This is a genomic window from Microbulbifer sp. CAU 1566 (assembly GCF_023156515.1).
Classification (GTDB): Bacteria; Pseudomonadota; Gammaproteobacteria; order Pseudomonadales; family Cellvibrionaceae; genus Microbulbifer.
Window position 1 is genome coordinate 972,030 of the sequence record NZ_JALNMG010000001.1, and the last position, 13,742, is coordinate 985,771.

At 59.0% G+C, this 13,742-nt stretch carries 14 protein-coding genes; 10 read left to right on the forward strand and 4 right to left on the reverse strand.

The genetic code is table 11. The features are described from left to right. Positions 1-7 precede the first annotated feature (7 nt). Positions 8-649, forward strand: coding sequence for a 5-formyltetrahydrofolate cyclo-ligase (locus tag M0G74_RS04035; protein ID WP_248214850.1), 642 nt, complete (start codon positions 8-10; stop codon positions 647-649). 105 nt (positions 650-754) lie between these two features. On the opposite strand, the gene M0G74_RS04040 is transcribed toward M0G74_RS04035, so the two are convergent. Together M0G74_RS04040 and ilvA are read right to left on the reverse strand one after the other, a co-directional pair. After that, positions 755-895 (reverse strand): hypothetical protein, encoded by a 141-nt coding sequence (locus tag M0G74_RS04040; RefSeq protein WP_201277016.1) that lies wholly within the window; start codon positions 893-895, stop codon positions 755-757. Between the two features lie 386 nt (positions 896-1,281). Continuing rightward, on the reverse strand, positions 1,282-2,805 hold the full coding sequence (ilvA, locus tag M0G74_RS04045; RefSeq protein WP_248214851.1) for a threonine ammonia-lyase, biosynthetic: 1,524 nt from the start codon (positions 2,803-2,805) through the stop codon (positions 1,282-1,284). A gap of 176 nt (positions 2,806-2,981) precedes the next feature. On the opposite strand from ilvA, the gene rpiA reads away from it, so the two are divergent. From rpiA to M0G74_RS04060, 3 genes are all read left to right on the forward strand, one after another. Next, entirely contained in the window at positions 2,982-3,659 is a 678-nt protein-coding gene (rpiA, locus tag M0G74_RS04050; protein ID WP_160152335.1) for a ribose-5-phosphate isomerase RpiA, read from the forward strand. 45 nt (positions 3,660-3,704) lie between these two features. Further along, entirely contained in the window at positions 3,705-4,331 is a 627-nt protein-coding gene (locus M0G74_RS04055; RefSeq protein WP_248214854.1) for a hypothetical protein, read from the forward strand. A gap of 199 nt (positions 4,332-4,530) precedes the next feature. Continuing rightward, a complete protein-coding gene (locus M0G74_RS04060; RefSeq protein WP_248214856.1) occupies positions 4,531-4,875 on the forward strand; it encodes a DUF4168 domain-containing protein in 345 nt (114 codons plus the stop codon). A gap of 17 nt (positions 4,876-4,892) precedes the next feature. Here M0G74_RS04060 and M0G74_RS04065 read toward each other — a convergent pair whose 3' ends face one another. Continuing rightward, positions 4,893-5,219 (reverse strand): helix-turn-helix domain-containing protein, encoded by a 327-nt coding sequence (locus M0G74_RS04065; RefSeq protein ID WP_248214857.1) that lies wholly within the window; start codon positions 5,217-5,219, stop codon positions 4,893-4,895. A 148-nt stretch (positions 5,220-5,367) separates the two neighbouring features. Here M0G74_RS04065 and M0G74_RS04070 point away from each other — a divergent pair, with 148 nt between their 5' ends. Beyond that, positions 5,368-6,465 (forward strand): AraC family transcriptional regulator, encoded by a 1,098-nt coding sequence (locus M0G74_RS04070; RefSeq protein WP_248214859.1) that lies wholly within the window; start codon positions 5,368-5,370, stop codon positions 6,463-6,465. Positions 6,466-6,541: 76 nt separating this feature from the next. Here the strand turns inward: M0G74_RS04070 and M0G74_RS04075 are convergent, their stop codons facing one another. Further along, entirely contained in the window at positions 6,542-7,771 is a 1,230-nt protein-coding gene (locus M0G74_RS04075) for an OmpA family protein (protein ID WP_160152330.1), read from the reverse strand. 272 nt (positions 7,772-8,043) lie between these two features. On the opposite strand from M0G74_RS04075, the gene M0G74_RS04080 reads away from it, so the two are divergent. The 5 genes from M0G74_RS04080 to M0G74_RS04095 all read left to right on the forward strand — a co-directional run bounded on the left by M0G74_RS04080 (position 8,044) and on the right by M0G74_RS04095 (position 13,679). Continuing rightward, complete coding sequence (locus tag M0G74_RS04080; protein ID WP_248214861.1) at positions 8,044-9,192, forward strand: acyl-CoA dehydrogenase family protein; 1,149 nt, start codon at positions 8,044-8,046, stop codon at positions 9,190-9,192. Then, positions 9,189-10,505 (forward strand): DASH family cryptochrome, encoded by a 1,317-nt coding sequence (locus tag M0G74_RS04085; RefSeq protein WP_248214863.1) that lies wholly within the window; start codon positions 9,189-9,191, stop codon positions 10,503-10,505. Before M0G74_RS04080 ends, M0G74_RS04085 begins: the two co-directional genes overlap by 4 nt. A gap of 19 nt (positions 10,506-10,524) precedes the next feature. Continuing rightward, positions 10,525-10,959: a cryptochrome/photolyase family protein gene (locus M0G74_RS18220; protein WP_282449931.1), complete on the forward strand. Its 435-nt coding sequence runs from the start codon at positions 10,525-10,527 to the stop codon at positions 10,957-10,959. 13 nt (positions 10,960-10,972) lie between these two features. Next, positions 10,973-12,058: a cryptochrome/photolyase family protein gene (locus M0G74_RS04090; protein ID WP_282449932.1), complete on the forward strand. Its 1,086-nt coding sequence runs from the start codon at positions 10,973-10,975 to the stop codon at positions 12,056-12,058. A 151-nt stretch (positions 12,059-12,209) separates the two neighbouring features. Then, positions 12,210-13,679, forward strand: a complete 1,470-nt coding sequence (locus M0G74_RS04095; RefSeq protein ID WP_248214865.1) for a serine/threonine-protein kinase — start codon at positions 12,210-12,212, stop codon at positions 13,677-13,679. Positions 13,680-13,742 lie beyond the last annotated feature (63 nt).

Sequence of the window (13,742 nt, forward strand, 5' to 3'; positions counted from 1 at the left end):
TCCGCCGATGTCAGACACGCCCGCACCCACAGTCAAAACCCAGCTGCGCCGACAGATTCGCGCTGCGCGACGCGCCCTGAGCCAATATCAGCAGCGCCTGGCCAGCCAGCGGCTGTGCGCACGCCTGGCACTGTCCCCAGAGCTGAAACGGGCCCGTCACATCGGCATTTACTGGCCCATGGACGGCGAGATCGATCCGCGCCCGCTGCTGGCACGCTTCCCGGACAAGCACTTTTACCTGCCCGCACTGCCCCGCGGCAACCGCTCCACCATGACCTTTCTGCACTGGACCGGCAGCCCCCTGCGCTATCGCAACCGCTACGGTATTCCTGAACCGCTGGTTCGCCGCAACCAGCCCTCAGGTATCGCGCCCGGGAAGACATCCCGCATCGCGAAAGTCCGACCACCACACAAAATGGACCTGGTGCTGCTGCCCCTGGTGGCTTTTGATCCCTCCGGGGCGCGCCTGGGTATGGGCGCCGGTTACTATGACCGCACCTTCGCCTTCAAGCGTTTACGGCCGGGCAGCGGCCCAAAGCTGGTGGGCATTGCCCACCAGCTGCAGTGCGTACATCAGTTAACGGTGGAGAGCTGGGATATTCCGCTATCGCTGGTGGCCACCGATCAGCAGTTATACCGCTGCACCTGAGCCTCGCGAGACCGCAAGGGGTGCGCCCCGAACGGCAGGCACAAAAAAAGCCAAACCTTTTCGGGTTTGGCTTTTTTTGTGGCATTCAGCCTGCGGGCGAAGGGGTCAGCGAGTAACCACTCCCTGCTGCAGCGCCGCCGGGGCCTCTTCCTGGTCGGAAGAGAACACCTCGGTCAGACCACTGCTGCTCAGCAGTACGCCCGCAACAAAGACAACTACAGCGAGTGTCAATGCATCGGGTTTCATGGGGACCATCCTGTTAGATCTGAATTCTTGTTGTTTTTAATTCGTTCGAGTTCTTTTTTTACCTGGCGATCTGCGCCGCCAGTGGTGATTTAGACTTGGAGCTGTTGAAAAGTTCCGCTTCAGAGGAAAAATTCCTCCTTCACATAGCTGCTCAGTCACCCTCGTCACTACCCTTGCCAAACTGATGCCAAGTTGGCATTCAGCTGGCCCACAAGGGCCAATCACCGGTCAAAAGATACTCGATCGATGGCCAAATAGTAACCCGTCAAGCGCTTTTTTTTGAGAGAAACCTCACATTTTGGAAATTGCAAGTTCGACAGATCCGCGCGGGTGAACTACCCACCGCAAAATCTGACGACTGGTACACATATTCCACTGCACCCGGTTCATTTCCCCTGGGAAAGGAAGAACTGGTAGGCCGGATTCTCGGTTTCTTCCCAGAAGGGGTAGTGCAGCTGGTCCAGCAGGGCCCGTAGCGCCGGGTGCTCAGCCGCGGCTACCTCCAGCCCCACCAGCACACGCCCGTAGGCCGCGCCGTGGTTGCGGTAGTGGAACAGGGTGATATTCCAGCGACCCGCCAGTTGCTCCAGGAACTTGCGCAGTGCCCCGGGGCGCTCGGGGAATTCGAAGCGGTAAACCACCTCATCCTCGATACCCGGCGCGCGGCCGCCAACGAGATGGCGGATATGCAGCTTGGCCATTTCATTGTCGGTGAGGTCGGTCACCCGGTAACCGCCCTCCTGCAATTGCGCAACCAGCTGCTGGCGATCCGCATCGGTGGTCACCTGCATGCCGACAAAGATGTGTGCCTCGCCGCTGTTGGCATAGCGGTAGTTGAATTCAGTGATGGAGCGATCGCCCAGATCCTGGCAGAACTGCAGGTAGCTACCGGGCTTCTCCGGAATGGTTACCGCCAATACCGCCTCGCGCTTCTCGCCGATTTCAGTGCGCTCACTGATATAGCGCAGGCGGTCGAAGTTGGTATTGGCGCCACTGCATACCGTGGCCAGGGTGGCGTTTTCACTGCCGCTCTGTTCCACATACTTTTTCATCCCGGCGAGGCCCACGGCACCGGCGGGTTCGGCAATGGAGCGGGTATCTTCAAAGATATCCTTGATCGCCGCGCAGATTTCGTCGGTGGTCACGGTGATGACCCCGTCGAGGGTCTCGCGCAGCACCCGGTAGGTTTCCTCGCCGATCTGCGCCACGGCCACACCATCGGCAAACAGACCCACTTGCGGCAGGCGTCCGTCGCGGTTGCCCTCGTCCATGGCCAATTTCAGGCAGGCGGCATCTTCCGGCTCTACCGCGTAAACCTTGATCTCCGGGCGCACATATTTGATGTAAGCCGCCATACCGGCCGCCAGGCCGCCGCCGCCCACCGGGATAAACACCGCATCCAGATTGCCGGGCTGCTGGCGCAGCAATTCCATCGCCACGGTACCCTGGCCGGCGATCACGTCCGGGTCGTCGTAGGGATGGATAAACACCAGGCCGCGCTCTTCCACCAGCTCTCTGGCCCGGGCAGCGGCTTCATCAAAGGTATCGCCGTGCAGCACCACCTCGGCGCCGCGCATGCGCACCGCATTCACCTTAATCGCCGGTGTGGTCGACGGCATGACGATGGTCGCGCGCACCCCCAGTTGCTGGGCGCCCAGGGCCAGGCCCTGGGCGTGATTGCCCGCCGAAGCACAGATCACACCCTTGGCGCGCTGCTCCGGAGGCAGCTGCAACAGTTTGTTATAGGCGCCGCGAATCTTGAAAGAAAACACCGGCTGCAGGTCTTCGCGCTTCAGCAGAATGCGGTTTCCCAGGCGATGTGAAAGCTGGCGCATGGGCTCCAGCGGGGTTTCGATGGCGACATCGTAAATACGCGCGTCTAAAATGCGCTTGATATAGGACTTGGGCATGACAAAAACCGACTGCCGGTGGACGTTTGCAAGCCCGCCAGTCTAATCGCTATACAGCAGCAAAGCCACTTTCAGGCCATTTTTGCGCGAAAAAATATTCGAAAGCGGGTATTTTGATGGCAAAAATTGCACATGGACGCATATTTTCCTTACAGGACAGCCTTACGGGACCAGCTATGAACCAGGATCAACTGAAACAGGACGTCGCCCGCGCCGCGGTGGAATACATCACCCCCATGCTGGATGCCGACACCATTGTCGGCGTCGGAACCGGCTCTACCGCCAATTACTTCATCGACTTCCTCGCGGAGAAAAAGGGCCTGTTTGACGGCACCGTCGCCAGCTCCGACGCCTCCGCCGAACGCCTCAAGTCCCACGGAATTCCCGTGTACGACCTCAACGCGGTGGACAGCATCCGTGTCTACGTGGACGGCGCCGATGAAACCAACCCGCTGCTGCAGCTGATCAAGGGCGGCGGCGCCGCGCTCACCCGCGAGAAGATTGTGGCGGCCTGCTCCGAAGAGTTTGTGTGTATCGCCGATGGCAGCAAATGGGTCGAAGTGCTGGGCAACTTCCCGCTGCCGGTCGAAGTCATTCCGATGGCGCGTTCCTATGTTGCCCGCGAGCTGGTGAAGCTGGGTGGAGACCCGGTGTACCGCGAGGGGGTGACGACCGACAATGGCAATGTCATTCTCGACGTGCACAATATGCAGATCGCCAAGCCCCTGGCATTGGAAGACGCCATCAACAATATCACCGGTGTGGTCACCAATGGCCTCTTTGCGGCACGCCCCGCCGACATACTGCTGCTCGGTACCGCCGATGGCGTGAAGACGATCAAATCAAAAGTCTGAGCAACAATCTAAGTAACAATCTAAGCAACAATCATTTGGAAGCTGATGATTCATAAGAATAAGAAACTGAAACTGGCGTTGCTCGCCCTGCCCATGCTGTTGATGGCGGGCTGCGCCACTACTCCGCCCAGCAATACCGACAATATCTGCGAGATCTTTCGCGAGAAAGACGACTGGTATCACGACGCCGCCAAGTCTGCGCGCAAATGGAATACCCCGATTGCGACCATGATGGCCACCCTGCACCAGGAGTCCCGCTTTGTGCACGACGCCAAACCGCCGCGCACCAAGATCCTGTGGATAATTCCCGGACCGCGCCCTTCGGATGCGTACGGCTATGCCCAGGCACTGGGCCCCACCTGGAAAGGCTACCAGCGCTCCACCGGTAACTACGGCGGTGACCGCGATGACTTCGCCGATGCTATCGACTTTGTCGGCTGGTACCACAATACCAGCCAGCGCCAGTGCCGGATCAAGCCCAACGACACCTACAGCCTGTACCTCGCTTACCACGAAGGCCAGGGGGGCTTTAACCGCCGCACCTACCGCAACAAAAAATGGCTAAAGAATGTGGCCCAAAAGGTTTCTTCCAGGGCTCAGAGCTACCAGCGACAACTCAATAGTTGCGAGGCCTCGCTGAAAAAACGCAAAAAATTCCTCGGGCTTTTTTGACGCTGCACAAACGGTGAGTTGGCACTGCCACACAAAACGACCGCCGCCGGTGCAGACTGGCGGCAAATGGCTCAAGCGGGCCGGAATACCAACTACCCTAAGCAGACAGCGCCTCAACACCGCCAAGGCTCTGTAGCCCTCAATCGACGCTGGGCGTGCACTCCGCACAGATGCGTGATCTCAATAACGAGAGGTGCTCATGAAGCCGACCGCCATTTACTCCGCCGCACTCGCACTGGCTCTCGCCGTTTCCAGTGCCTTTGCAGAAACCGCTGTGAGCGACGCGCAGCTCAAGAAATTTGCCGATGCCTACCGCTCCATCGTCACTCTGAGCCAGGAATACGCCCCCAAGATCAAAGCGGCCGCGGATGCCGCTGCTGCCGAAGCCATCAACGTGGAAGCCCAGTCCAAAATGGTCGCCGCGGTGCAGGGCGCGGGCCTGAGCAAAGAAGAATACCAGGGCATTGCCACCCAGCTGCGCAATGATCCAGCGCTACTACAGAAAGTGAACGACATTCTGCAGAAGGCCGCCGCCCCGCAGTAACGGCTACGCCAAAGAGCCTAGGGCGCCGGAATCCGCTCCGGCGCCAGCTCCAGTACGGCGGCAATCTCTTCCAGGTGCGCCCGCACCCAACTGCCATCGATCGAACCCCAGTCTTTCAGTTCGTAATAACCATCGTTGTTGCGCACCCCCTGCTGCACGAATTCCACTCGCGTGCCGTGCCCCGGCAACCCCTTGGCAATTACATCCTGCACCGTGCGCCGCGGCCAACCTGTCACCTCCTCCAGCGCAGGATTGTTGGGGCGCGGTAACTGCTCGATCAGATAGGTAATCAGCAGACGCCGGCAGATGGTGGGGTTGAGTGCACTGGTAATGGCTTTGTCCATGATCGCTCCCTGTAGCTTATAGGTTGGCAATTGGCAGTTGGCGGGCGACAGAAAAACCATTTGTAGCACATTGATTTCCCAATTTCCCGGAAGCGGGACTTTTTATGCACCTTTTTGCATAATCCCCCCATTCAGGTGCGTCATAACAATGCACTCCCCCTCAACGACACCGGAGCCGGGAATCGTGACCGTGGAGACAGAAAACCAAGCCCTCGACCATGAGCAGTCTGACGCGGGCCACAAGGACCCCGGCATTCTGGCAGCCGCGGTATTTGCCCACCTCGCCGGGGCCAAGGCCGCGGGCGTCGACACCGACCAGCTGTTGCTGAGCGCCGGTATCGAACCCGCCACCACCATCCGCAACGACGCCCGTATTGGCCGCGAGCAACTGGCCCTTCTGTTGCGCCTGTTGTGGGATCAGCTGGGAGATGAATCCGGCGGTTACCTGGCGCGACCCTGGCTGCGCGGCACCTTTGCGATGATGGCCCACGCCACCATCACCTGCCCCAATTTACGGCGAGCCCTGCTGCGCTCCGGGCGCTTTGTCAGCATGGTCAGTGACGACCTGCACATCAAACTGGTGGAAGACGGGGAAGAGGCGCGCCTGATTTTCCATCACGGCAACCAGAAACAGTTACCGAACCAGAACTTCGTCGAATCCCTGGCGGTCATCTGGCTGCGCTTTTTCAGCTGGTTGATCGACCGCACCATTTTGCTGGAGCGGGTACACTTGGCCTTTCCGCCACCGGATTACGATGAAGACTACAGCGATATGTTTCCCTGCCGGCACTACTTTCACCAGCAGGAAAGCTGCCTGGTATTCAGCACCCGCTATCTGAATATGCCGCTGGTGCGCGACGCCCAGCAGCTGAGCGAATTCCTCGCCCGCGCCCCCGAGTGCCTGCTGAGCCAGTACAAGTCCGATAACAGTTTTACCGGCCGCATCCGCCGCATGCTGCAAAGCCACAACAGCATCGAGAACCTGTCCCTGGACGATGTGGCCGAGCGCCTGTTCACCTCACCACAGACACTGCGTCGACGCCTGAAAGACGAAGGCAACAGTTGGCAGGACATCAAGGATTCCGTGCGCCGGGATATGGCTATGTACCAGCTCAAACAGCAGGAAACTGCAGTGGCCGAAATTGCCGAGCGCCTGGGTTTTTCCGAGCCCAGCGCCTTCAACCGCGCCTTCAAGAAATGGACCGGTCTCGCACCCGGCGCTTATCGGGACAAGTACCGCAATTAAATTTATTGCTCCAGCAAAAAGAAAACCCGCGGCGAACCGCGGGTTTTCTTTTTCAGGCATTCACTGTCGATCATTTCTACTCGAAGGAGGTCACCTTCACCACGATACGACGGTTCTTCTGCTTGCCCTCTTCGGTGTCGTTGCTCGCCACCGGGTCGGCAGAGCCCACGCCCACCGCCTTGATACGGGTGGCATCGATACCGGCATCGGTCAGCATCTTCATCACCGCCTGCGCACGGGACTCAGACAACTTCTGATTGGCCCCGGCATCGCCGTCGCTATCTGTATGGCCTTCAATCATGATCGAGAGCCCCGGGTTTTCCTGCATCACGGTAATCAGCGCCTGCACGTCCGGTAGTGATGCCGCGTTGGGCATGCTGCCGTCGGTGGGGAACTCGATATTCAGCGGGAACTCGCGGTTAGGATCGCGCTGGGCATTGGCCAGGTAATCGCGGAAGTCTTTGCCGAAATCGCCACTGGTGACTGGCTCCTCGGCCACCACCACATCGTCTTCCACCACTGCCGGTTCGTCGGTCGTTGCCGGCTCCTCGGTGACCACTACCTCATCCTGTTCCATGACCACACCACCGGTGCCGTCATCCAGTTTTTCTTTCTTGGCGCACATGTTCAGCGCCCAGAGTACACCCAGGGCAATCAACAGTGGCCACAGCCACTTGCCCCAGCCACTTTTCTTGACCGGTGGCGGTGTCCGGGTGTGCGCAGTCTGACGCGGTGTGGTTTCCACCACCGTGCGCTCCGCCAGTTCATCGAGGTTTTTCACCCCCAGCTCCTGCAGTAGCCCCGGTGGCAGCTTGTCTTTGACATGCGCCTTCTGCCCCAGCAACAGCGCTGCCAAGCCCTCCATATTCAGGCCTTTGCTTTTCACCAGCTTGCCGATCAGCGACATGATCACCGGCGCGGCAATGCGCAGCAGGCTGCCGCCCTTGGTGCTGTTCAGCCCCAGCGCGCCGGCAACCGCGTTGATCACACCGTCGCGCTTACCGCCAAACAGGGATTCCAGCATGCTGCCGCCCACATCTTGCAGACTGGTCATCTTGTCCGGTGTGGAAAAAATATCCGCCGGCGACGACAGGTCCATGCTGGTGCTCTTGGTCGCCATATTCAGCAGAGCGCCGAGACCGCTCTCGCTGCCGGCCTTGTTCAGCATACCCGCAAGTACCGATGCGGCCCCGGTGGTGAATGCAGATTCACTTTTGCCTTCCGGCAAACCCAGAGCACTACCCAGTGCGCCCAGACCCGATGAACCCAAATGGCGTACCGCCATTTCCAGAAGATTGTCAGCCATTTGCGTACCTCACGTTTACTTGCACTGTTGCCGCCGCGATTGCCTTCGGCGAAATCACTCTCAACAGTGTACGGCACCAAAATCCTCAAGTTAGGCCGTTTCAGAATAAGAAAAACCCGGTACATCAGGATTCTTAATGCGATCAGTCCAGAGACTTGGCGCCAAAAGCCATTGTGCCCGGCGCCACATGAGCTAATTTATTCAGACCAGCCATTCCGCCATCTCCAGAGCGGCAATGGAAATCGACAACAGCAATAACACGGCACCCCATCATGATCCCGAGAACCGTCTTCAGTACCGAACACGAACAGTTTCGCGACAGCGTGCGCAAATTCCTCGAAACCGAAGCCGCCCCCTATCATCACCAGTGGGAAAAAGACGGCCAGGTAGACCGCGAACTCTGGCGCAAGGCCGGCGCCATGGGCTTTCTGTGCCCGCAGGTGCCGGAAGCTTACGGCGGGCTGGAACTGGACTTCGGTTACAACGCCATCGTCGATGAAGAAATTTCCCGCCAGGGACTGACGGGTATCGGCTGGGGCCTGCACTCGGATATCGCCGTGCCTTACATCGTCAATTACGGTACCGAAGAGCAGAAGCAGAAATACCTGCCCGGCTGTATCAGCGGCGACATCGTCACCGCCATCGCCATGACCGAGCCCGGCGCCGGTTCCGATCTGCAGGGCGTGCGCACCACTGCGGTGAAAGACGGCGATCACTATGTGCTGAACGGTTCCAAAACCTTTATCACCAACGGCCAGCATGCAGACCTGGTGGTGGTGGTAGCGAAAACCGACCCCGCCGCGGGCGCCGCCGGTGTCAGCCTACTGCTGGTTGAATCCGACAGCCCCGGGTTCAAGAAAGGGACCAATCTGGAAAAGGTGGGGATGAAAGCCCAGGACACTTCCGAGCTGTTCTTCGACGATGTCAAAGTACCGGCGGAAAATCTGCTGGGGGGAGAGGGCCAGGGTTTTATTTACCTGATGCAGGAGTTGCCCCAGGAACGCTTGAGCGTGGCGGTAAATGCCATCGCCAACTGTGAGGCCGCCATCGGCTGGACCATCGAATACGTCAAAGACCGCAAGGCCTTCGGCAAACCCATTTCCGCCTTCCAGAATACCCAGTTCAAACTCGCCGAACTGGATAGCGAACTCACCGCTCTGCGGGTGTTTATCGACCGCTGCCTGGAATTGCACTACGAGGAGAAGCTCGACGTCTCCACCGCCGCCAAAGCCAAACTGCTAGCGACGGATTTCCAATGCAAACTGCTGGATGAGTGCATGCAGTTGCACGGCGGTTTCGGCTACATGTGGGAGTACCCCATCGCCCGCGCCTGGGCCGACGCGCGGGTACAGCGGATCTACGCCGGCACCAATGAAATCATGAAGCTGATCATTTCGCGGGAGCTCCTCAAGCGCGAATGAACAAGAACAACCTGGTCTGGTTCCGCAACGACCTGCGCAGCAGCGACCACCACGGCCTTGCCGAAGCCTGCAGTAATGCGCAGCAACACGGCGGTAAGGTGGTCGCACTCTACTGCCTGGACCCGCGTCAGTTTGAAAAAGACCGGTACGGGTTTCGGCGCACGGAAAAATTCCGCGCGCAGTTCCTGCTGGAGTCTCTCGCCGATCTGCAGCGGCAGCTCGCGGTCATCAATGTTCCACTACTGATCAGCCAGAAACACCCGGAGTCGGCGATCCCCGCATTAGTGGCGACACTCGGGATAAGCGATCTCTACCTGCAGCGGGAATGGACCCGCGATGAGCGGCAGGTACAGGAGGCCGTGCAGTCTGCCGCTGGAATGGCCGCAGTGAATCTGCACGAGTTTTATGGCCAGTTGCTGTTGCACCCGCAAGACCTGCCGTTTGCCCCGCAGGATCTGCCTCGTGTATTTACCGCCTTCCGCAAGTCGTGCGAGCAAGCGTGGTCTGTTCGCCCGCCGGTTCCGCGCCCGTCGCCCATGCCGGCTGAAAATGGCCAACTCGCGGCGGTGGAAGGTTTTCACACCAGCCTGCCCAGCCTCGCTCAGCTTGGTCTGGAAACCTTCACCCCGGATCCGCGCAGCGCCTTTCCCTTTCACGGGGGTGGCGCAGCCGCCCAGCAGCGGATTCAGGATTATTTCTGGAAATCCGAAAACCTCTTACGCTACAAACACACCCGCGACGGCCTTGTCGGCACCGACTACAGCAGCAAGCTCTCCCCATGGCTCGCCAACGGCAGTCTTTCGCCGCGGCAGGTGTACTGGCTGATCCGGGAGTTCGAACAGGACGTAAAAGCCAACGAGGACACCTACTGGCTGGTATTCGAGTTGCTGTGGCGGGATTTCTTCAAGTTCGTCAGCCTCAAACACGGAGACCAGATTTTCCGTCTCGGCGGCATCCTCGAACAGGAATACACCTGGCAGCGCGACCCGCAAGAAATCCAGTGCTGGATAAACGGTGAAACCGAATACGACTTCGTCAACGCCAACATGCGTGAGATCGCGGCCACCGGCTGGATGAGCAATCGCGGTCGCCAGAATGTCGCCAGCTATTTCGCGCGCGAACGGCAGCAGGACTGGCGCATCGGCGCTGCCTACTTTGAAAGCCTGCTGCTGGACTACGACGTCCACAGTAACTACGGCAACTGGATGTACAACAGCGGTGTAGGCAACGACCCACGCGATCGCCGCTTCGACATCCAGGGACAGGCCGAGCGCTACGACCCGGACCGGAGTTTTCGCAACCGCTGGCGGTAACCCGACAAGAGAAAGCCCATTGAAGACTCTGCGCCTGATTCTGGGCGACCAGCTCAACCACAAGCACTCCTGGTTCCGCAGCGACGATGAAGACACGCTCTACTTCATCGCCGAAATGCGCCAGGAAACCGACTACGTAAAGCATCACATCCAGAAGGTGGTGGCATTTTTCGAGGCGATGTCCGCGTTCGCCCAGTGGCTGGAAGACCGCGGTAAGCGCGTGATTTACTACTCCCTGGACCACCCGGACAACACCCAGAAGCTCGGCACCAATATCGCCAACCTGATCCAGACACACGGGATTGAAAAGTTCGAATACCAGCTGGCCGATGAATACCGCCTGGAACAGCAACTCCAACAACTGAGTGACGACCTCAGTATTCCCAGCGAAGCCTTCGACAGCGAACACTTCCTTACTTCCAGAAGCGAGCTGGAAGCGTTTTTTTGCGGATAAAAAATCCCTGCTGATGGAAAGCTTTTACCGGCACATGCGCCGCAAGCACAATCTGTTGATGGAGGATGGCAAGCCTGCCGGTGGCAAATGGAACTTCGATGAAAGCAACCGCAAGAAGTGGAAGGGCAAGCCGGCAATACCCCATGAAAAAGGATTCCGCAAAGATGTACGCGATACCCTGCGGCGCATTGAACAGGCGGGAGTAAAAACCTTCGGCAATATCGATCCGGAACATTTCAACTGGCCCACCACCCGCGAAGACGGTCTGAAGGTACTGCGCTATTTCTGCGAGCACCTTCTGATCCACTTCGGCGATTACCAGGATGCGATGGACCCCGAACAGGTATACCTGTTTCACAGCCGCCTCAGTTTCGCCATGAACAGCAAGTTGCTGCACCCCTGGGAAGTGATCGATGCGGTCATCGAATACTGGCAGCAACACAAGAACACCATATCCCTCAACGAGGTCGAAGGCTTTGTGCGGCAGATTCTCGGTTGGCGGGAATACATGCGCGGCGTCTACTGGCGGGAGATGCCGGGCTACGGGCGCTGTAACCGGCTGCAAAATCACAACGACCTACCGGCGTTTTACTGGAGCGCAGACACGCAGATGAACTGCCTGCACCACGCCATCCAAAACAGCCTCGATCACGCCTACGCCCATCACATCCAGCGCTTGATGATCACCGGCAATTTCGCGCTGCTGACCCAGGTGCACCCAGACCAGGTAGACGACTGGTACCTGGGGATTTATATCGACGCAATCCAGTGGGTGGAAATCACCAACACACGGGGCATGAGCCAGTTCGCCGATGGCGGCTTGGTCGCCACCAAGCCGTATATCTCCAGCGGCAGCTATATCAATAAGATGAGCAATTACTGCGCGGACTGCCGCTACAAGGTGAAGGAAAAAACCGGTGAGGACGCCTGCCCGTTTAACAGCCTCTACTGGCACTTCCTGGCTGAAAAGCGCACACATTTCGAGGACAACCCGCGCATGGCGATGATGCTCAGCCTGCTGGACAAAATGGACCGCGAGGAACTCGCCGCACTGTCGGCGCGCGCCAGGCAGATCATACGCAACCCGGACAACTTCTAGCGACGGTATTTTCACCGCTGGCAACAGACACCAAAGCCCCCCTTGCGTGATGCGCTCACCACTCTGTGGCGCGCTCGGTTTATTTCGCCAAATCGCGGCGCTATCCTTGCGCCCCTCCATTGATCCATCAGCGCTGGCAAATCTGGCTGTTATGACGCACCCCGAATTTCAAATCCCCGGCTACCAAGTACACGGCCCCATCGGCCAGGGTGGTATGGCCTCGATCTACCTGGCCACCCAGGAATCGCTGAACCGCAAGGTTGCCATCAAGGTCCTGCGCAACGGAAACCAGGCCCAGCTCAATGAGCGCTTCATCAACGAAGCGCACTTTATTGCCAGCCTGAGCAATCCCCACGTCATCACCATCCACGATATTTCGACACTGGCCAGTGGCGACCACTACATCGCCATGGAGTTTCTCGAAGGCGGTGACCTGAGCGAGAACCGGGAGCGTTTCCGCGAACCCGGTGCAATCCTGCGGCTGATCCGGCAAATCGCCACGGGCCTCGGCGTGGTGCACGCCAAGGGCATCATCCACCGGGATGTGAAGCCGGCGAACATCCTATTCCGCAAGGACGGCACCGCGGTACTCACCGATTTCGGCATTGCCAAGGATGTGGAGAATGACTCGGACCTGACCCTGGTAGGACACAGCCTGGGCAGCCCCTCATACAGCAGCCCCGAGCAGGCCCAGGGACAACCGCTGGATATCACCACGGATATCTATGGGCTGGGCGTGATCCTGCTGGAACTGCTGCTGGGGCATAACCCGTTCAAGGGCAGCACCCACACCAGCACCGCCATCAACCATATCCAACAGGCACTGCCGCCGCTGCCCGAGGAATATGTGTATCTGCAGCCGCTGCTGGATCGCATGCTGGCCAAGCGCCCCCAGGACCGCTTTCAAACCTGCGAGGAACTGGCCACCGCCATCGAACTGTTGCTCGACCCCACCGCAACCGCGGCGCGTCCGTCTGTTATGTCTGCCGGCCAGACCGGCATCACCGGTCGGCTGCCGCGGTTCTTGCTGCCGGCAGTCGGTGCGGTCGCAGCGTTGCTACTGGTGTTTTTCGCGACTTACGAGAGCGAAACCGAACGCGAAATCAATCGACTGCTGGAGCAGGCGGAGCTCAGGCTCGAAGAGGGCCGCTTTATCGCCCCCGAGCAGGACAACGCCCGCTACTACTACCGCCAGGTACTGTTGCTGGAACAGGACAATGACGAGGCGCACGAAGGCCTGGAGCGCGTGACGGAATTACTGGTACAGGACTACGTCACCCGGGGCGCCGAGGCCCTTGAGCGCGGCAACCTGGTCAAACCCGCAGACACCAATGCCCTGCACTTCTATCGCGAGGCACTCGCCCTGGAAGAAGACAACCCGCAGGCGCTCGCAGGTATCGATCAGCTTGCGGCGGAGTACTCCCGACGCGCCCGTGCCCATCTGCTCGAAGGCGAACTGGACCGCGCGCACCGGGATGCCAATACCGGTCTCAGCATCCAGCCGGAAAATGCCGAGCTGCTGGCACTGCGCACCGAGATTGAAGAGCAGATGCCCACCGCGAAAAAATTGATCCGCAACGTGTTCGGCAAAATCCGCAAAACCATCGACGGAAGCAACTGATCCTGGACAGTGTCTGCCATCCAGAATCAGCCTGGAATCAGCACGGCATAACGAGCGGGACTG